Raw genomic sequence first — 18,386 nt, 5'->3', positions numbered from 1 at the left:
GCCAAAGGGAGAGACGCAATGAAGGACTTCACCGGCAGGATCGCCGTGATCACCGGCGGCGGCACGGGCATGGGCCGCGAGCTCGCCCGCCAGCTGGTGGCCCAGGGCTGCCACGTGGCCATGTGCGACGTCTCGGCGGGAAACATGGCCCAGACCATCAGCCTCTGTCAGGGGGACCGCATCCCCCAGGGCGTGCGCATCACCGCCCATGTCGCCGACGTCTCCGACGAGGCCGCCCTCCAGCGCTTCCGGGACGAGATCAAGGACCAGCACCAGACCGATCACATCCATCTGCTGTTCAACAACGCCGGCATCGCCGGCGGCGGCAGCATGGTCACCGACACGCGCGCGGCCTGGGAGCGGACCTTCAATGTCTGCTGGGGCGGGGTCTATCTGGGGGTCCGCACCTTCCTGGACATGCTGATCGCCGCGCCCGAGGCCCACATCGTCAACACCTCCAGCGTCAACGGCTTCTGGGCCACCATCGGGCCCAACACCTCCCACACCTCCTATGCGGCGGCCAAGTTCGCGGTGAAGGGCTTCACCGAGGCCCTGGTCACCGACCTGCGGCTGACCGCGCCGCACGTGAAGGCCAGCGTGGTCATGCCCGGCCACATCGGCACCGCCATCGTCGCCAATTCCCGCAAGGTGCAGGGCAATACCGAGAGCGATGACCTGACACCGGAGGAACTGGTCGCCACCCGCCACCGCATGGTCGCCGCCGGCATGGACCTCTCCGACGTCCCCGACGCCGCTATCCAGGCCATGGTCTCCGAGGGCGCAAGGCGCTTCGAACAGGACGCCCCCATGACCGCCGCGGCCGCCGCCACCGTGATCCTCGACGGGGTCAAGGCCGAGACCTGGCGCATCCTGGTGGGGGACGACGCCCGCCTGCTGGACGAATGGGTCCGCAAGGACCCGGAACAAGCCTACGAACCGGCCTTCTACGAGGCCTTCGTCAAGGCGGTCGGGTGGAAGCTGGGCGGGTGAGGCGCGGCGGCTCGCGCTTGCGAGCCGCATGCGATCGACAACGATTTGTCGATCGCCGCGACGAACGCCCGCGTCGCTGACGCGGGCCGGTAGGGCCGCGCAGCAGCCCGGCGCGGATCGCGCTAGGCCGCGCGCAGGTCGCCCAGGTAGAAGTTCAGCTGCCGGTCGGCGCGGCGCGCCACCTTGCCGGGCAGGCGCGCCACCTCGCCCAGGGGCAGGGCGGCCCAGCCGCCCTCCAGCCCGTCCATGGAGCGCCACAGCGCCCCGCTGACGCTGTCGGCCCAGATCGCGTGCCGATAGACCGGTCGCTGGGTATCGCCGAACTCGCGCTTGTAGCGATAGTCGCCCTTGCCCAGCTCGATGGCCGTCAGGCCCTCGCTGGCCGCCTGCCGCGCCATGGCCTGCAGCAGGATCAGCCCGGGCGAACAGGCGCCGTGGGCCTCGTCATAGACGGGGAACCAGTAGTGCAGGACGCCCGCCCCCTGGATGCCGAAGTGGGCCGCCGCCAGCGCCCCGTCAATGCGCAGGGTCGAGAGCCGACCCCGCAACGCCGGCGTCCCCGTGGCGAACAGCTCGTGCAGCAGGGCCCGGGTCCAGCCCACGGAAAAGACGTCGAACTGGCCGGTGGCCACGCACTGTCGCCGCTTGTTGGAGATCAGCCAGTCCAGAGTCTCGGGCGTCCGGTCGTCCAGGTCGAAGGTCACCGCGCCGGCCTTGGCCAGCTTGCGGCCTCGGCTGGCCAGCCGGCTGAAGGCGCCGGCCTCCCGCGCCCGGCCACGCGCCTCATAGGCGTCGTAGCCGCTGCTCAGGTCCATCAGGTGCGAGAATTCCACCGCGCCCGGCGCGCCCCGCGTCGGGCTGTGGCCGTTCTCCAGCCGCAGCACGCTGGCGCCCAGCCGCGTGATCATGGCCTTGACGTCCACCGCGTCCGGATCGGCGGCCACCACCCCGTGCCAGTCCGACATCGGCCCGGCCAGGGGCGAGATGGAGCCCAGATATCCGCGATGGAATGGCAGGATGGCCTGGGCGCGCCCGGCCTCGTCCCGCTGCACCGCGAACGCCAGGTCGCTGCGGACCCGGCCCACCGCCTCGGCGAACTCCGGCGTGAGGAACGGGCTGGCCAGGGCGGGGCAGTCGGCCTGCCACCCACGCCACGACGCCAGGTCGTCGGGGCTTAGGTCTGTCCAGTTTGAAACACTGATGGTTGTCATGGGCGCCTCCGCCCCACGCCGTTGCAAATCCCCTGCCGTATGGCGGCGCTTGGCCGTCCAACACTGCGCGAGATGTGGGCTAGCGTTTCCTTCTCCCCTTGCGGGAGAAGGTGGCCCTGCGGAGCAGGGTCGGATGAGGGGTCGATAGATCTATCGGGTTGGGGCGGTTGGATGATGTTCGGAGAAGGGAGCGCAACCCCTCATCCGACCGGTCTCCGACCGGCCACCTTCTCCCGCAAGGGGAGAAGGGCCCGGGTGGGGTGCGAAACCAATTGATCCGTGGCACAGACCTCCGCGACCAAATCGAGGACCCGCATGAGCCGCCTCTGGAGCGACCTGACCCACACGCTCTCGCCCTATGTGCCGGGCGAGCAGCCGCGCATTCCGGGCCTGATCAAGCTCAGCACCAATGAGAGCCCGCTGGGCCCCTCGCCCAAGGCGCTCGCCGCCATCGCCGCGCAGGCCACCGACGACCTGCGCCTCTATCCCGACCCGGAGGCCACCGAACTCCGCAAGACGCTGGCCGCCTACCACGGCCTCGATCCGGCCCAGGTCTTCGTCGGCAACGGCTCCGACGAGGTCCTGGCCCACGCCTTCGCCGCCCTGCTGAAGCACGACGCGCCCCTGCTGTTCCCCGACATCACCTACAGCTTCTATCCGGTCTACTGCCGCCTGTTCGGCATCGAGGCGGAGACCATCCCCCTGGACGAGGCCTTCCAGGTCCGTGTCGCCGACTACCGCCGCAGGGCAGGGGCCATCATCCTGCCCAACCCCAACGCCCCCACCGGCGTCGCCCTGCCGCTCTCTGACATCGAGACCCTGCTGAAGGGCCACCCCGACGCCCCCGTGGTGATCGACGAGGCCTATGTGGACTTCGGCGCCGACACCGCCATTCCCCTGATCGCCAGCCACGACAACCTCCTGGTGGTCCGAACCTTCTCCAAGAGCCGGGCGCTGGCCGGCCTGCGCGTCGGCTACGCGCTCGGCCACCCCAGCATCATCCAGGCCCTGACCCGCGTGAAGGACAGCTTCAACTCCTACCCCCTCGGCCGCCCCGCCCAGGCCAGCGCCATCGCCTCGGTGCAGGACGAGGGGTACTTCCGCGAGACCCTGGCGGCGATCATCGCCACCCGCACCCGCATGGTGGAAGGCCTCACCGCCCTCGGCTTCGAGACCCTCCCGTCCAGCGCCAACTTCGTCTTCACGCGCCACCCGCAGCATTCAGGCGCGGCCCTGGCGGCGGCGCTACGCGAGAGGGCCATCCTGGTCCGCCGCTGGGATGCGCCGAGGATCGGGGACTATCTGCGGATTACGGTCGGGACGGAGGCGCAGACGGAGAAGCTCCTGACCGCGCTCACCGAGACCATCGCCGGCTGAAAGTTTCCACTCCTCGCCCCCTTTAGGGGAGGGTTGGGGGGAGGGCGCGCGCAGCAAGGCTGCTCGTTTCGCTCCCTCCCGAACGCGCATTGGCTCGGAGCTAACGTCTGACCCCCCACTGGCCAGACATGGCGTAGCTCTGCAATTCTTCGAGACGTTCGCGCGACTCTGAAGCAAATTCTAAAGGCGATTTAGGGGTTTTTCCATAAGCTAGAGATAGTCGTTCATATCTTTTCTGTGATTCTTCGTTACCGAGTGAAACCATTCCGACAAACAAGTCGTCGCTTACTCCAGACGATTCTAGAAACGCATGACAAATTGTACGTCCGTAACTTTCTAGACTGTAAGCATCCGCAATCCATTGCGGCGCTACTAGGCCTGATGCGGTCACGCCCGCTAGCCCAGCGACGGCGGTTTCGAGCTTAACGGCTGGTGTCGATAGCGTTCGCAAGGCGCGTAGATCAAGCTCGACGCAGGCTTGGATCAGGTAAGTTGCTGCAAGCAGATTCTCGGCCGCGGCGAAAAGCCCCTCCGCCGCATGTTGGAGAGCCACATGTCGTTGGCGGTTGGGAATCCAAACAGCGAACCCAATTGCAATCACGGAGCCTATAGCTTGGACCCAAGCGGCGGTCTCCTGGCTCCAGAAACCGCGCTGTACGGCGAAGCCGAGTGTCCATCCAACGCCCATGCACGCCACGCATATCGCGAGCCATGTCGGCCAGCCCAGCGGGATGTGGCCTCTCTGATGCTCGTTCACCCCCGCGCCTCATCCAACCCGGCCCACATCTCCCCGCAGTCCAGCATCACGCCGTCGGCCATCGCCTGGTCGATGGCCATCACCGTCAGCCCCGCCTCCATGGCGTCATAGGGCGTGACCGGGAACGCCGCCCCGGTCTCCAGCGTCGCCAGCAGGTCCCGCGCCATGGCCTGGTCGGCCCCGTTGTGGGAGTCCGCGGTCACGCCGCCATAGTCGATCCGCTCCGGCTTCTGGCGGCTCAGCGTGCGGCGGATCATCAGCTTGTTGCGCACCAGGTCGGCGATCAGGGTGGCGTCGGTCCCGGCCACGTACCAGCGGCGCTCGGGCAGGCTGACATGGCTGTTGGCGTGGAAGGACAGCCGCACGCCGTTCTCGTATTCCACCATGGCGGTCTGGTGGTCGGTGACGTCCATGTCGCTCTCGAAGGCGTCGTTGGCGCCCATCCAGCCGGGGTTGGTGGCGACATAGGCCGGTGAGCCGTCGTCATAGGTCCGAGGCGCGCCCGCCCGCTCCGAGGTGAACACGCGCCGCCCGCCGAAGCTCGCCACCTTGGCGGCCCGCGCGCCCGCGATGCGCCCGAAGATATCGAAGTCGTGGCACACCTTGTCGAGCAGGTAGGACCCGCCCCACTCGACCTTGCGCCGCCAGTTGCGGGCCAGATAGGCGCCGTGCTCGACGTTCAGGTGCTCGGTGGCGTCGATGGAGATGATCTCCCCCAGCTCGCCTGAGTCCACGCGCTTGATCACCTCGCGCACGATGGGCATGGAGCGCATCACCAGGCCGATGAACAGCGGCGGATGGCCGGGCTCGGCCAGGGCGCGGGCCAGGCCGTAGGTCTCCTCCACCGTGCGCACGATCGGCTTCTCGGCGAAGATCGGATAGCCCGCCGCCAGGGCCAGGCCGAGATGGCGCATGTGCAGGTGGTTGGGCGTGCCGATCATGACGAGGTCATAGGGCCCGTCGTGCAGCAGGGCGCCGGGGGAGGGGTAGCTGACCCCCAGCGGGATCCCGGCCGCCTCAAGGATCGGCGCCCCCACCGGCGCCGGATCGACATAGGCCGCCAGGTCCAGGCTCCAGCCGACCTCCTTCATGGCGGCCAGCACATGGGCGATCCGCTGGCCCAGGCCGATGACCCCGATGCGGTAGGTTTTCATGGCCGTTTCCCCCGTACTTCCCGCTTGGCGCACGTCGCGGAATGCCGACACTATGGAGCCACAAGCAAAAATCAAAAAACGCCGGGACGAAACAATGCACTACGCGGAACTCAAGCAGGCCTGGGCCGAGCTGACGGCCCCTGGACAGCCCTTCGAGGTCGAGGAGATCGAGGTTCGCGGGAACTCCATCCGCAGCTACAAGCACGCCCCGCCCAATATCCGCGCCGTCTGGCTGTCCACCGCCGCCTACGCCGACCGCGTCTACATGGTCTATGAGGACGAGCGCATCACCTATGCGCAGGCCCACCAACGGGTGAACGCCATCGCCGCCTGGCTGTGGGCGCAGGGCGTGCGCCCCGGCGACCGGGTGGCCATCGCCATGCGCAACTATCCCGAATGGATGCTGCTCTACTGGGCCTGCGTCTGCCTCGGCGTCGCCGCCGTGGGCATGAACGCCTGGTGGGTGACCGACGAGCTGGAATACGCCCTCAAGGACAGCGCACCGAAGGTGGTCTTCTGTGACGAGGAGCGCCTGGCCCGCATACTTGAGCGCCCGGCCATGGCCGCCGACACCCGCCTGGTGGTCACCCGCATGGACAATCCGCCGGAAGGCGTCCTGCCGTTCTCCGAGGTGCTGAGCCGGGGCGGCGACATGCCCGAGGTCCAGGTCGATCCCGACGCCGACGCCTGCATCTTCTACACCTCGGGCACCACGGGCTTCCCCAAGGGGGCCCAGCTCACCCATCGCGGCTGCGTCGCCAACCTGATGAACATGGGCTTCTCCGGCCAGGTCCAGGGCCTTGCCACCATGCGGGCCAACGGAATCGATCCCGCCGCCGCCCCGGCGCCGGGCGTCCCCGCAGGCCTGATCGTCACCCCGCTGTTCCACGTCACCGCCAACAACTGCGCCGCCTACGCCCTCACCGCCGCCGGCGGCAAGATGGTGCTGATGTACAAGTGGGATCCGGGCGAGGCCCTGAAGCTGATCGAGCGTGAGAAGATCACCGCCATGAGCGGCGTGCCCACCATGGCCCGCGAGGTGATCACCCACCCCGACTTCGCGACGACCGACACCTCCAGTCTGCTGTCGCTCGGCGGCGGCGGCGCCCAGCTGCAGCCCGACCTGGTGGCCAAGATCGATTCGGCCGTCGCCACCGCCCGGCCCAACACCGGCTACGGCATGACCGAGACCTGCGGCATCATCACCTCGGTGGCCGCCGACTTCTTCGTCGACAAGCCCGACAGCTGCGGCCCAGCCATGCCCACCTTCGAGGCCCGCTGCGTGGACGACGACGGCCAGACCGTGCCGCCGGGCCATGTCGGCGAGCTCTGGGTCAAGGGCGCCCCGGTGATCAAGGGCTACCTCAACCGCCCCGACGCCACGGCCGAGAGCATCACCAACGGCTGGCTGCACACCGGCGACGTGGCCCGCATCGACGAGGACGGCTTCATCTTCATCGTCGATCGCAAGAAGGACATGGTCCTGCGCGGCGGCGAGAACGTCTACTGCGCCGAGGTCGAGGCCACCTGCTACCGCCACCCGGCCGTGGCCGAGGTCTGCGTCTTCGGCGTCCCCGACGAGCGCCTGGGCGAGGAGGTCGGCGCCGCCGTCCTCCTGCGCCCCGGCCACAGCCTCACCGCCGACCAGCTGCGCACCCACTGCACGGGCCTGATGGCCAAGCACAAGGCCCCCCGCTACGTCTGGTTCCTCGACGAGTCCATCCCGCGCAACGCCTCGGGCAAGTTCCTCAAACGCGCCCTGCGCGAGAGCCTGAAGGTCGAGGACGCGGGGTAAAAGCTCCTCGCCAGGCGCGCCGCGGCGGGTCGGAGGGGGACCAACCGAGTTGGCTCCCACCCGCAGAAACAAGCCGCACTTTTCATGTCGCATACCCGTGCTATTCTCCCGTTGAGCCCGGGGGGGAGCCGATCATGAAACTGACCTTTGCAGGCCTTGCCGCCATCGCGGCGCTCGCCATAACGACGGCGGCTCACGCCGCGCCTGCCGTGCCCGCCACCTGCCTGGCGCTGAAGTCGGGCGCCGACATGGCGCTGGGGGCGACATCGAGCGCGGCGCTCGCCAGCGTGTCCTATCCCGGCCAGGCCGACGCCCCGGGCTGTCTCATCAGCTTCACGGGCACGGGGGCGGTCTTCGGGGCCAGCTTCCAGGCGGTCGCGGGCAAGCTCGACACGATGATGCAGGGCCGGGGCTGGGCGCCGGACAACGCCGCCGCCGCCGACGGTCCCACCGGCACGGCCATGGGCTACCGCAAGGCCGACCAGGCGGTGGCCGTCAGCGTCAACTACGACACCGCCAAGGGTGTCTGCCGCGAGGACGCGCCGGTGGCCAGCTGCCATCCGAGGCCCGCCCAGATGCTCTACACTATCACCCTGGGCCTGACGCCCGCCTCTTGACCGCTGTCCCGGAACCTCCGCCATGAAACGCCTGTTGATCGCCGCCGCGTTTTCCCTGCTCGCCAGTTCCAGCGCCTCGGCCATGGGCGGGGCGGGGATCATCCTGGATCCCAAGTGCCTGTCCGAGGCGGCCTGGGCCGTGGACCCGACGGCCGGACCCATCCGGTTCTTCGGCTGCCGGCCGGCCTCGGAGATCCCGGCGCCGGACGCCGACGGTTACACCACCTACACCCACCCACTGGTGGACGGGAATGACGGCGGCTTCACCCGGGTCAAGCTCATCACCCTCAAGCAGCCCAACATCGTGGTCTTCAACGTGCAGGACAACGGCGGCGGCAGCGGCACCATGTCCGTCACGGTCACCGGAGTGCCGGGCCCCAACGGGGTCATGGAAGCCGCCGGTCTGGTGGCCGAGTGATGGGCCCCCTGATCCTGGCCGCCGGCCTCAGCCTCGCCCTGCAGGCCGCCGCCGCGCCCTATTACGAAGGCGTCGCGCGCGACAGTTTCGCCGCCTGGTCCTTCACCTCCGGCGAGATCGCCATCGACGGCGCCGTGAAGACCACCTCGGTCCAGACCCTCTACGCGACCCCCACCAACTTCGGCGCCAATCCCACCCCGGTGGCCTGGTCGATCCACAAGGTGGCCTTCGACTGCCAGGCCAAGACGGCGACCTATATCAGCGGCGCCAACTACGCCCAGAACGGCGCCATGCTCTATCCGGCCAACCCCGCCCCCGCCACGCCCTGGACCTCCTATACTCAGGGCTTCCAGCAACTGGCCGCGACGGTCTGCGCGATGAAGGCGCCGCTCTAGGCTTTTGCCGGGGACCGGCGTCCAGATCACCTGGTCGCGCCATCCCGCGCCGCCCGGCGTCCATGGACCATCCGGTAGAGCGCCGGCAGCACCAGCAGGGTGAGGATCGTCGAGGAGATGATCCCCCCGATCACCACGCTGGCCAACGGACGCTGCACCTCGGCGCCCGCGCCCACATTGAAGGCCATGGGCACGAACCCCAGGCTGGCCACCAGGGCGGTCATCAGCACCGGCCGCAGTCGGGTGAGGGCGCCTTCGGAGATCGCCGCGTCGAGGGGGCGACCCTCGGCCACCAGGTTGCGGATGAAGCTCACCATCACCACCCCGTTGAGCACCGCCACCCCCGACAGGGCGATGAAGCCCACCGCCGCCGAGATCGACAGCGGAAGGCCGCGCAGCAGCAGGGCCGCAACCCCGCCGGTCAGGGCCAGGGGCACGCCGGAGAACACGATCGCCGCGTCCCTGGCCGAGCGGAACAGGGCGTAGAGCAGGCCGAAGATCAGCAACAGGACCGCCGGGACCACGAGTTGCAGCCGCTTGGCCGCCGAGATCAGCTGCTCGAAGGTGCCCCCATAGGTGATCCAGTAGCCGCTCGGGACCTCCACCTCGGCTCCGACCTTGCGCTGCACCTCCTGGACGAAGGAGCCTAGGTCGCGGCCACGCACATTGGCGGTGACCACCACCCGGCGTTTGCCGTTCTCGCGGCTGATCTGGTTAGGACCGATCTCCACCTCGATCTTGGCGACGTCGGCGAGCGGCACGAAGCCGCGCGGGCCTTGCCCGGTCGCGGCCAGCGGCACCCGCAGGCGGCCGATCTCATCGACGTTTCGGCGCAGGGGCTCCGGCAGTCGGACGACGATATCGAAGCGCCGGTCGCCCTCGAACACCTGGCCGGCCACCGCGCCGCCCAGGGAGGTGGCGACGACGTCCTGCACGTCCTGGACGTTCAACCCCAGCCGGGCGAGCGCGGCGCGGTCGGGCGTAATCTGCAGCACCGGCAGGCCGGTGATCTGCTCGACACCGACGTCCTGGGCGCCGTCGACGCCCTCCACGACGGCCTTCAGCTCATTGCCGATCGTCAGGAGCTGGTCCAGGTCGTCGCCGAACACCTTGACCGCCACATCGGCGCGGACGCCCGACAGCAGCTCGTTGAACCGCATCTGGATCGGCTGGGTGAACTCGTAGTTGTTGCCCGGCACCTGGGCCACGGCGGCCCGCAGTTCCTCGACCAGCTCGGCTCGCGGCTTGCGCGGGTCGGGCCAGTCCTTCCGGTCCTTCAGCAGGATGAAGGTGTCGGCGACCGAGGGCGGCATCGGATCGGTCGCCACCTCGGCGGTGCCGATCTTGGCCACAACCCGCTCGACCTCCGGGAACCGCTTGATGCGGGCTTCCAGCGCGGCCTGCATCTGGATCGCCTGGCTCAGACTGGTGCCCGGGATACGCAGGGCGTGCATGGCGATGTCGCCCTCGTCGAGGTTCGGAATGAACTCCGAGCCCATCTTGCTCGCCGCGAAACCGGCCAACAGCACCAGGATCACGGCCCCGGCCACCACCGCGGCGCGCATCCGCAGGGCGAAGGCCAGCGCCGGCTCATAGAACCGCCGCGCGCCGCGCATCACCCGGCTCTCGGTCTCCTCGACCTTGCCGGTGACGAACAGGGCCACGGCGGCGGGAACGAAGGTCAGCGACAGCACCATGGCGGCGCTCAGGGCCATGACGACGGTGATCGCCATCGGATGGAACATCTTCCCCTCCACCCCGGTCAGGGCGAAGATCGGCACATAGACCAGGGTGATGATCAGCACGCCAAACAGCGACGGGCCGATCACCTCGTCGGTGGCGGTGGCCGCCAGACTGAAGCGTTCGTCACGGGTCAGCACCCGGCCCAGACGATGTTGGGCCTCGCCGAACCGCCGCAGGCAGTTCTCGACGATGATCACCGCCCCGTCGACGATCAGGCCGAAGTCCAGCGCCCCCAGGCTCATCAGGTTGCCGGAAACCCGGGTCTGCACCATGCCGGTGATGGTCAGCAGCATGGAGAACGGGATGATCGCGGCGGTGATCAGCGCCGCGCGGATGTTGCCGAGCAGCAGGAGGAGCACGACGATGACCAGCAGCGCCCCCTCAAGCAGGTTGGTCTCGACGGTCCTGATGGTGCGATCGACGAGGTCGGTGCGGTCGTAGATCGGTACGGCCGAGACTCCCGCGGGCAGCGCCTTGGCCGCCTCCTCGAGCCGTGCGGCCGCGGCGCGCGCAACCGTGCGGCTGTTCTCGCCGACCAGCATGAACACCGTGCCCAGCACGACTTCGCGGCCGTCCTGGGTGGCGGCCCCGGTCCTCAGTTCCTCGCCCATGCCGACGTCGGCCACATCGGCGATCCGGATCGGCACGCCGCCGCGGTTGCTGACGATGATCCCCTTGAGGTCGTCCAGCCCCGCGACCTGGCCCGGAACCCGCACCAGGTACTGCTCGCCGAAGCGCTCGACATAGCCCGCGCCGACATTGGCGTTGTTGCGGTCCAGCGCTTCGATGACGTCGGTCATGGTCAGGCCATAGGCCGACAGCCGCTCCGGCAAGGGGGTGACGTGGTACTGCCGCTCGAAGCCGCCGATGGTGTTGACCTCGGTGACTCCGGGCGTGTTGCGCAGTTGCGGCCGGATCACCCAGTCCTGCAGGGTGCGCAGGTCCTCGGGGGTGTAGAGCTCGCCATCAGGCCTGCGCGCGCCGGGCTTGGCCTGGACCGTGTACATGAAGATCTCGCCCAGACCGGTGGCGATGGGGCCCATCTCCGGGGCGACGGTGGACGGCAGTTGGCCACGGGCGATCTGCAGTCGTTCGTTGATCAGTTGGCGGGCGAAGTAGATGTCGGTCCCGTCCTCGAACACCGCGGTCACCTGGCTCAGCCCGTAGCGCGAGACCGAGCGGGTGTATTGCAGGCCGGGCAGGCCGGCGATGGCGGTCTCCACCGGGAAGGTGATCCGCTGCTCGGCCTCCAGCGGCGAGAAGCCGGGGGCCTCGGTGTTGATCTGGACCTGGACATTGGTGATGTCCGGCGTCGCGTCGATGGGCAGCCGCTGAAAGCTCCACACGCCAAGGGCGGCGGAGAGGAAGACCAGGGCCAGCACCGCCCAGCGGAAGCGGATCGACAGCGTGACGATGCGTACCAGCAGGCCGGGGCGACCGGGGACGATGTCAGTGGTCATGGCTGGCCCCCGACTTCTCGATGTCGGCGCGGATCAGGAAGGCGCCGTCGACCACATACTCGGTTCCGGGCGCCAGGCCGCCGAGCACCTCGGTCCATTCCGGCGTCTGGCGGCCCAGCTCCAGCATCCGCACCTCGTAGGTGTTCCCGACCTTGGCGAACACCACGGTGAAGTCTCTGAACCGTTGCAGGGCCTTGGTGCGCACCGCCAGCGGGGCCGACTGCGCGCCGACGGAGAAGGATCCCTCCACCCCCATGCCGGGCCGGAAGCTCGTCGCCGCGCCTGGCGGCAAGTGGACGTGGGCCATCAAGGTCTGGCTGGCCAGGTCGGCGGTCGGCAGGATGGCCTCGACCCTGGCGGTCAGCCGCGCCTCGCCGGACAGCGAGCGGACCTCGACCGGCTGGCCGACCCGGACGCGCTCGGCGTCACGCGGATAGACGAAGAACTCGGCGTGCAGCTTGGTGGGGTCGGCGACCACGAACAGGGGTTGATCGCCGGCCACGCCGCCGACATTGGCGTTCTTCTCGATGATCACCCCGCTGATCGGCGCCGTGATCGCATAGGCCTGCAGGCTGTGGCTGGACTCCACCCGCGCCATCGCCTGCCCCCTGCGCACCGATTGGCCCAGCTCGCCGCGCATCATCAGGATGCGGCCGGGATAGACGGCCCGAACCTCGGCCTTGCCCTCCGGAACGATCTCCACCCGGCCGGCCATGTCGACGAGCTCGCCGATCGTCGCCGGTCCGGCGATTTCAGTCCGCACGCCGCCGGCCTTGGCCGCCTCGGCCGAAATGCTCGTGCGGCCTTCGTAGGAGGCATAGGCCCACTGATGGGTCCGGCCGCCCTCGACCGCCCGGATCTTGACGTCGAAGGAGTGCGGCTCGACCACCACCCCGGCCCCGCGCAGATAGTCCTCGACAGGGGCGAAGGCGAAGCGGTCGACCTTGCCGCCCAGGCGGGTCAGCTCGACGCTGAGCTGCACCTGTCGGGGATCGATGGGCTTGTCCTTGCGATAGACATAGGCGTGGAACTCGGGCGGCGCGCCGTCCTCGAAAATGGTGATCTCGACGGCGAAGTCCCCGTCGCGGAGCAGGCGGCCGCGATGCGGCCCGCGCTCGAAATCGGCGGCGGCGGCGGCGTGGTCGTCGCCCTCGGCCTTGGACTTGGGCCGGTCGGCGCAGGCGGCGAGCAGGCTGCCGGCCAGCAGGAGTGCGGCCAGGCCGCGGAAGGTCGAGGGGCGCATCAGCGGATCTCCGCGCTGGCGAGGAGGGCGGCATGGCGACCGGTCAGTCGGTCGAGGCGCACGCCGTCGAGATGGAAGCGTTTCAGAAGCTCTATGCGCCGGGCCTTGGCCTCGATGACCGCCCGCTGGGCGTCGGCCACCTCCAGATAGGTGAAGGCTCCGCCGCCACGGTTGAAGCCGTCCCGGACCAGGGCTACGGCCCGCGCCGCGCTGGGGGCGACCTCAGCGTCGTTTCGGGTCACCTCGGCCAGGGTCGTCGCGCGCCGTGCGGTCAGGCGCGACACCTCCCGCTCCCGGTCGACCCGGGCGGCGGCCATGTCTGCTTCGACGGCGGTGCGCTCGGCCTGGGCGCGCGCGATGGCGCCCTGGTTTGTGTCGTTGCGGCCCAGTGGGATCGATCCCCCGATGATGACCGCCACATCGTTGCTCTCCCCGAAGTGCCGCAGTCCGGCCCGCCAGCGGGGATCCTGCACGGCGCGGGCGCGCTCGACCCCGATCCGGGCCTGGCTCAGGTCGCGCTCCATCGCCAGCAGCCGCAGGTCCGGGGTGTCAGGGAGCGTGCCGGCAGGGGCCGCGGCCCGCGGTTCCAGCGCCGAGGCGCCGAGCTCGAAATTGGCGCCGGCGCCCCAGTAGGACGCCAGCAGCCCTCGCGCCTGCTCTGCGGCGGCCAGCGCCTGGTCGCGGTCGATACGGGCCTGGGCGGTGGCGGTGCGGGCGCGCTCGGCGGAGAACAGCGGATCACGCGCCGCGCGCACCCGGCGCTCCACCTCGCCCTCGAGGCGCCGGGCCAGGGCCAGGCGTTCTTCCGCCACCGCGATCTGCGCCTCGGCGGCCAGGGCCTCCACCCAGGCCGCCTGGACCTCCGCCAACAGGTCAAGGGCGCGAACCGAGGCCCGGCCTTGGGCCACGGCTAATTCCGCCCGCGCCACATCGACCCGCGCCTCGCGCTTGCCGCCCCGTTCCCAGGTCTGCTCGTAGTAGAGCGTGGCCTCGGAGCGGTCTGCCAGGCCGATGTCGCCGGTGCCCGCGAAGTTCTCCAGGTCCGCGCCCAGGATAGGATTGGGGCGAACCCCCGCTTGGCGGACACCGGCCTGTGCGGCCTGCACGCGGGCGTCGGCGGCCGGGCGGGAGGGGTCATAGGTCGCGGCCCGTGTCAGGGCCTCGGAGAGACTCAAGGTCTCGGCGACGGCGTCGAAACCGACCGCCGCGAACACGGCGGCGCAGGCCGTCAACAGACGGCGGGACGGCGCCCATGGGCGCGCGTTTTGGGGCTTTGGCATGAGGGTCTCACCAAGCAGACGTGATTGGCCCACGTCGTGCGACGCGGGGGCTCAGACGCTGAGGGTGACGGCTTTGGGAGGGCGCTCGGGCCCGGGTGAGCCAGGACTGGTGATCAGCTGGTCGGACAGGATGGCCGGCCGTTCGGTTAAGCTCGCGCTGACACCGCACCCCTGGTTCTCTCCGAGAATGCCCTGCGGGCCATCGGCGTGATGATGATGCCCGCTGCCGCGATCATGGCTCGCCTCGGTGTCGCCGTCCTGGTGGTGATCGTCGAAGGACAGGTCGCCGAAGCCGCCGTGCTCATGGTGTTGCGCCGGCTGGCTTTGGTGCTGCACCCGGTCCAGCACGCTGGCGGCCGAGGCGGTCGCATAGAGCAGCGACAACGCGATGCAGAACATCGCGACGGCGGTCTTGAACGACAAGGACAGCGACCGGCTCACGCCGCAGCACTACGGCGCCTGAAGCTGAGTCTCAAGGCTGGCCGGGGACCGGCGTCCAGATCACTTGACGGCGTTTGGTTAGACGTCTAGCTAGATAGTATGACGTCAAACGAGATGACCTTGGAGATGGCGATGGAACGGCGACGGTTTCTTTCCTTGATGGGTGGCGGCGTGCTCGCCGGGGCGACGGCAGGGGCTGTGGGCTTTGCGCTGACTCGAGAACCCAAGCTTGCGCTGGCCCCTTGGTCGGCCGCGGGACGACGGGACGACGTCCGGCTAGGGGCATTGAGTTACGCGATCCTCGCGCCTAACCCGCACAATCGGCAGCCGTGGTTGGCGGACGTGCGGACGCCGGGCCAGGTCACCCTCCATGTTGATCGTACGCGCCTGCTCCCCCACACTGACCCGCTCAACCGTCAGATCACCATCGGCCTCGGCTGCTTCTTGGAGTTGATGGTGATGGCTGCGGCCGAAGCGGGCGATCGCGTGGACCTGGAGCTATTCCCGGACGGCGAGACCCCCCAGGGGCTGACCTCCGGTCGAGTGGCGATTGCGCGGTTTGTGCGTGACGGAACCGTGCGCCCCGATCCGCTATTCGCCCACGTGCTGGCGCGCAGAACAAACAAGGAGCCGTTCGACACGGCGCGTCTCGTGGATCCCGCGGTCGTTCCCCGGATCCTGGCGGCCGCGCGCCACGGCCCGGCGGTGGATGCATCTCTGGCGCCCACCTCGGTTGCGGCGCTGCGCAGCCTCACCGAACGCGCGCTGCGTATCGAGATCGCCACTCCGCGAACCTATCGTGAGAGTGTGGATCTGTTCCGCATCGGCCGCGCCGAAGTGGAGGCGAACCCCGATGGTATCGACTTCACGGGCGTGGTGTTCGAGGGCTTGGCGCGCGTCGGCCAGTTCGACCGCCAAGTGGCGCTGGATCCGAAGTCTATGGCTTACCAGCAGGGGGTAGGGGCTGTGATCGAGAACGCGGCTTCCGCCACAGGACACGTCTGGATGGTTAGCGCACAGAACCGACGGATTGACCAAATCGCCGCAGGGCGTGATTGGGTGCGCATGAACCTGGCCGCTACCCGCGAGAGCGTCGGCTGGCATCCGTTGAGTCAGGCCCTGCAGGAGTTTCCGGAGATGGCCGGTCCTTACCGTGAGGCGCACGCGCGCTTGGCGCCTCGTGGCGGAACCGTGCAGATGCTGTGCCGCATCGGCCACGGCGCGGCTGTCGGACCCAGCCCCCGCTGGCCGCTCGAGGCCAAGCTGGTCGCCGCATGAGCGAGGGGGAGCAGCTGACCGGCCGGCAGCTTTTTGAGTTTCTGAACGAGGTCGGCATCATCAACCAGCTGGCCATGAATATGTTTGCCCGCGTGCTGCCGGAGGGCGTGCACGTGTCGCACTTCTTCATTCTCAACCACATGGTCCGCATGGGCGACGGCCGGACGCCCCAGCGGCTTGCCACCGCGATGCAGGTCACGAAGGCGACAATGACTCACTCGCTGTCAGTGCTGAGGCAAAGGGGATTCATCGCCATAGGGCACAACGCTCAGGACGGCCGCTCCAAGCTGGTTCACCTCACCGATGAGGGTCGTCGCTTTCGCGAAGCCGCCATCGCCAACCTCGACGCGGCCACGGCGGGTATCGCCAAGCAACTGGACGCTGCGACGCTGGCGGACGCCTTGCCGGTCCTGCGCCACCTTCGCGCGGTGCTCGATCGCGCACGCGACAACGTTGATCAGACTGGAGCGGAGAAAAGCTTGCGAGACTGACGGCGCTTAGGTCTCCGGAGCCGGCGTCCAGATTACCTGGTCGATCCGCGCCGCGCCCGTGGCCAGCATCACCAGGCGGTCAAAGCCCAGCGCGCAGCCGCTGGCTTCCGGCATCACCGCGAGCGCCGCCAGGAAGTCTTCGTCGATGGGGTATCGCTCGCCGTAGACGCGCTGCTTCTCGTCCATCTCGGCACCCAGACGGTCACGTTGCTGGTCAATGTCGGTCAGTTCGCCAAACGCATTGGCCAGCTCCACGCCGCAGGCATAGAGCTCGAAACGCTCGGCCACCTTGGGGTTTCCGGGTTTCGGCCGGGCCAGGGCCGCCTGCGCGATCGGGTACTCGGTGAGCAATGTCGGCCGGCCCATGCCGAGGTGCGGCTCGATCTTCTCCACCAGAATCCGGGACGCGATATCGGACCAGGTGTCGTCGTCGGCCACCCGCACCGGCGCCTGGGCCGCCAGGGCCGAACGGTCGACTGTTCCATCCGTGGAGACCGACATGAGCAGATCGACCCCCGCCCACCGCTCGAAGGCCTGCGCCACCGTCACCCGCTCGGCTTCCGCGAAGGGGTCGCAGACGTGGCCCCGGAACCGCAAGGCGTCGGCCCCGACGCTCTCCGCCGCCAGGGCCAGCAGGCTCTGGCAGTCCGCCATCAGGGTCTCATAGGGCGCCTCGGCCCGGTACCACTCCAGCATGGTGAACTCCGGATGGTGCAGGGCGCCGCGCTCGCGGTTGCGCCAAACCTTTGCGAAATCAAAGATCTTGGTCTCGCCGGCGGCCAGCAGCTTCTTGCAGGCGAACTCCGGCGAGGTGTGCAGATAGAGCTGTGAGCGCTGACCGTCCGTGGTGATGGCCTCGGTGGCGAAGGCGTGCAGATGCGCCTCATTGCCCGGCGATACGGCCAGGGCCGCGGCGTCCACCTCGGTGAAGCCCCGGTCCTCGAACCAGCCCCGGATGGCCCTCTGTATGGCGTTGCGCCCCAGCAGGAAGGGCCTGCGGTCCTGGTGGTTCTCGGGCCGCCACCAGGGCGAGGGCAGGGGGGAGGTCACGCTCGGCGCTCCAAGAGACTGGCGATCCTGGCCCGGATCGCTATAGGAGCGCAGGAACCTAGCACAACGCGCCGGCCATTGGCCCGCCGCGACCAGAGGACGAATGACTTGCCAAAGGTAGCCGCCAGCTCGCTCCGCAAGGGCGCCGTCGTCGACATGGACGGGAAGCTCTACGTGGTGCTCAGCGCCGAGAACATCCACCCCGGCAAGGGCACCCCGGTGACCCAGCTGAACATGCGGCGCATCTCCGACGGGGTGAAGGTGTCGGAACGCTATCGCACCACGGAGTCGGTGGAGAAGGCCTTCGTCGACGAGCGCGACCACACCTTCCTCTATCAGGACGCCGACGGGTTCCACTTCATGAACCCCGAGAATTACGACCAGCTCACCGCCAGCGAAGAGGTGATCGGCGACGCCGCCGCCTATCTGCAGGAGAACATGACGGTCCAGCTATCGACCCACAACGACGTGCCGATCGCCCTGTCCCTGCCGCGCCTGGCCACCTTCGAGATCGTCGACACCGAGCCGTCGGTGAAGGGGCAGACCGCCTCGTCGTCCTACAAGCCCGCGGTGCTCTCCAACGGCCTTCGCACCATGGTGCCGCCCTATATCGCGCCGGGCACCCGGGTGGTCATCCTCACCGAGGACGGCTCCTACGTGGAACGCGCCAAGGACTAGGTTTCAAA

The 18,386-nt window shown here is 68.9% G+C and carries 17 protein-coding genes; 9 read left to right on the top strand and 8 right to left on the bottom strand.

Annotated features, from left to right (window positions below):
* The first annotated feature begins 18 nt into the window (after positions 1-18).
* On the top strand, positions 19-990 hold the full coding sequence (locus OCL97_RS01065; RefSeq protein WP_377366817.1) for an SDR family NAD(P)-dependent oxidoreductase: 972 nt from the start codon (positions 19-21) through the stop codon (positions 988-990).
* Positions 991-1,112: 122 nt separating this feature from the next.
* Here OCL97_RS01065 and OCL97_RS01060 read toward each other — a convergent pair whose 3' ends face one another.
* Positions 1,113-2,201, bottom strand: a complete 1,089-nt coding sequence (locus OCL97_RS01060; protein ID WP_377366815.1) for a GNAT family N-acetyltransferase — start codon at positions 2,199-2,201, stop codon at positions 1,113-1,115.
* Positions 2,202-2,516: 315 nt separating this feature from the next.
* Here OCL97_RS01060 and hisC point away from each other — a divergent pair, with 315 nt between their 5' ends.
* Complete coding sequence (hisC, locus tag OCL97_RS01055; RefSeq protein WP_377366813.1) at positions 2,517-3,578, top strand: histidinol-phosphate transaminase; 1,062 nt, start codon at positions 2,517-2,519, stop codon at positions 3,576-3,578.
* Positions 3,579-3,678: 100 nt separating this feature from the next.
* Here hisC and OCL97_RS01050 read toward each other — a convergent pair whose 3' ends face one another.
* Both OCL97_RS01050 and OCL97_RS01045 read right to left on the bottom strand, forming a co-directional pair.
* Positions 3,679-4,335 carry a hypothetical protein gene (locus OCL97_RS01050; protein WP_377366811.1) on the bottom strand — a complete coding sequence of 219 codons (657 nt, stop codon included), beginning with the start codon at positions 4,333-4,335 and terminating at the stop codon, positions 3,679-3,681.
* Positions 4,332-5,489, bottom strand: a complete 1,158-nt coding sequence (locus OCL97_RS01045) for a Gfo/Idh/MocA family protein (RefSeq protein ID WP_377366809.1) — start codon at positions 5,487-5,489, stop codon at positions 4,332-4,334. The genes OCL97_RS01050 and OCL97_RS01045 overlap by 4 nt, the downstream gene beginning before the upstream one ends.
* 94 nt (positions 5,490-5,583) lie before the next feature.
* Between OCL97_RS01045 and OCL97_RS01040 the strand changes: the two genes are divergently transcribed.
* From OCL97_RS01040 to OCL97_RS01025, 4 genes are all read left to right on the top strand, one after another.
* On the top strand, positions 5,584-7,284 hold the full coding sequence (locus tag OCL97_RS01040; protein ID WP_377366807.1) for a class I adenylate-forming enzyme family protein: 1,701 nt from the start codon (positions 5,584-5,586) through the stop codon (positions 7,282-7,284).
* A gap of 134 nt (positions 7,285-7,418) precedes the next feature.
* A complete protein-coding gene (locus OCL97_RS01035) occupies positions 7,419-7,901 on the top strand; it encodes a hypothetical protein (RefSeq protein ID WP_377366805.1) in 483 nt (160 codons plus the stop codon).
* 22 nt (positions 7,902-7,923) lie between these two features.
* Positions 7,924-8,319 carry a hypothetical protein gene (locus OCL97_RS01030; RefSeq protein WP_377366803.1) on the top strand — a complete coding sequence of 132 codons (396 nt, stop codon included), beginning with the start codon at positions 7,924-7,926 and terminating at the stop codon, positions 8,317-8,319.
* Positions 8,319-8,714 (top strand): hypothetical protein, encoded by a 396-nt coding sequence (locus OCL97_RS01025; protein ID WP_377366798.1) that lies wholly within the window; start codon positions 8,319-8,321, stop codon positions 8,712-8,714. Before OCL97_RS01030 ends, OCL97_RS01025 begins: the two co-directional genes overlap by 1 nt.
* 26 nt (positions 8,715-8,740) lie before the next feature.
* On the opposite strand, the gene OCL97_RS01020 is transcribed toward OCL97_RS01025, so the two are convergent.
* The 4 genes from OCL97_RS01020 to OCL97_RS01005 are packed head-to-tail and all read right to left on the bottom strand — an operon-like array spanning position 8,741 to position 14,863.
* Positions 8,741-11,917: an efflux RND transporter permease subunit gene (locus tag OCL97_RS01020; RefSeq protein WP_457852589.1), complete on the bottom strand. Its 3,177-nt coding sequence runs from the start codon at positions 11,915-11,917 to the stop codon at positions 8,741-8,743.
* Positions 11,907-13,160, bottom strand: coding sequence for an efflux RND transporter periplasmic adaptor subunit (locus OCL97_RS01015; protein ID WP_377366796.1), 1,254 nt, complete (start codon positions 13,158-13,160; stop codon positions 11,907-11,909). The genes OCL97_RS01020 and OCL97_RS01015 overlap by 11 nt, the downstream gene beginning before the upstream one ends.
* Positions 13,160-14,440: a TolC family protein gene (locus OCL97_RS01010; protein ID WP_377366794.1), complete on the bottom strand. Its 1,281-nt coding sequence runs from the start codon at positions 14,438-14,440 to the stop codon at positions 13,160-13,162. The genes OCL97_RS01015 and OCL97_RS01010 overlap by 1 nt, the downstream gene beginning before the upstream one ends.
* 51 nt (positions 14,441-14,491) lie before the next feature.
* Positions 14,492-14,863, bottom strand: a complete 372-nt coding sequence (locus OCL97_RS01005; RefSeq protein ID WP_377366793.1) for a hypothetical protein — start codon at positions 14,861-14,863, stop codon at positions 14,492-14,494.
* A 132-nt stretch (positions 14,864-14,995) separates the two neighbouring features.
* On the opposite strand from OCL97_RS01005, the gene OCL97_RS01000 reads away from it, so the two are divergent.
* Together OCL97_RS01000 and OCL97_RS00995 are read left to right on the top strand one after the other, a co-directional pair.
* Positions 14,996-16,159 (top strand): Acg family FMN-binding oxidoreductase, encoded by a 1,164-nt coding sequence (locus tag OCL97_RS01000; RefSeq protein ID WP_377366792.1) that lies wholly within the window; start codon positions 14,996-14,998, stop codon positions 16,157-16,159.
* Positions 16,156-16,650 (top strand): MarR family winged helix-turn-helix transcriptional regulator, encoded by a 495-nt coding sequence (locus tag OCL97_RS00995; protein ID WP_377366791.1) that lies wholly within the window; start codon positions 16,156-16,158, stop codon positions 16,648-16,650. Before OCL97_RS01000 ends, OCL97_RS00995 begins: the two co-directional genes overlap by 4 nt.
* Positions 16,651-16,656: 6 nt before the next feature.
* Here OCL97_RS00995 and epmA read toward each other — a convergent pair whose 3' ends face one another.
* Positions 16,657-17,700: an EF-P lysine aminoacylase EpmA gene (gene epmA / locus OCL97_RS00990; protein WP_377366789.1), complete on the bottom strand. Its 1,044-nt coding sequence runs from the start codon at positions 17,698-17,700 to the stop codon at positions 16,657-16,659.
* A 108-nt stretch (positions 17,701-17,808) separates the two neighbouring features.
* Between epmA and efp the strand changes: the two genes are divergently transcribed.
* Positions 17,809-18,378, top strand: coding sequence for an elongation factor P (efp, locus tag OCL97_RS00985; protein ID WP_304777100.1), 570 nt, complete (start codon positions 17,809-17,811; stop codon positions 18,376-18,378).
* The last annotated feature ends 8 nt before the right edge of the window (positions 18,379-18,386 follow it).

The organism is Phenylobacterium ferrooxidans (assembly GCF_042714595.1).
GTDB classification, from domain to species: Bacteria; Pseudomonadota; Alphaproteobacteria; order Caulobacterales; family Caulobacteraceae; genus Phenylobacterium; species Phenylobacterium ferrooxidans.
This window is presented reverse-complemented; position numbering and strand designations above follow the sequence as displayed.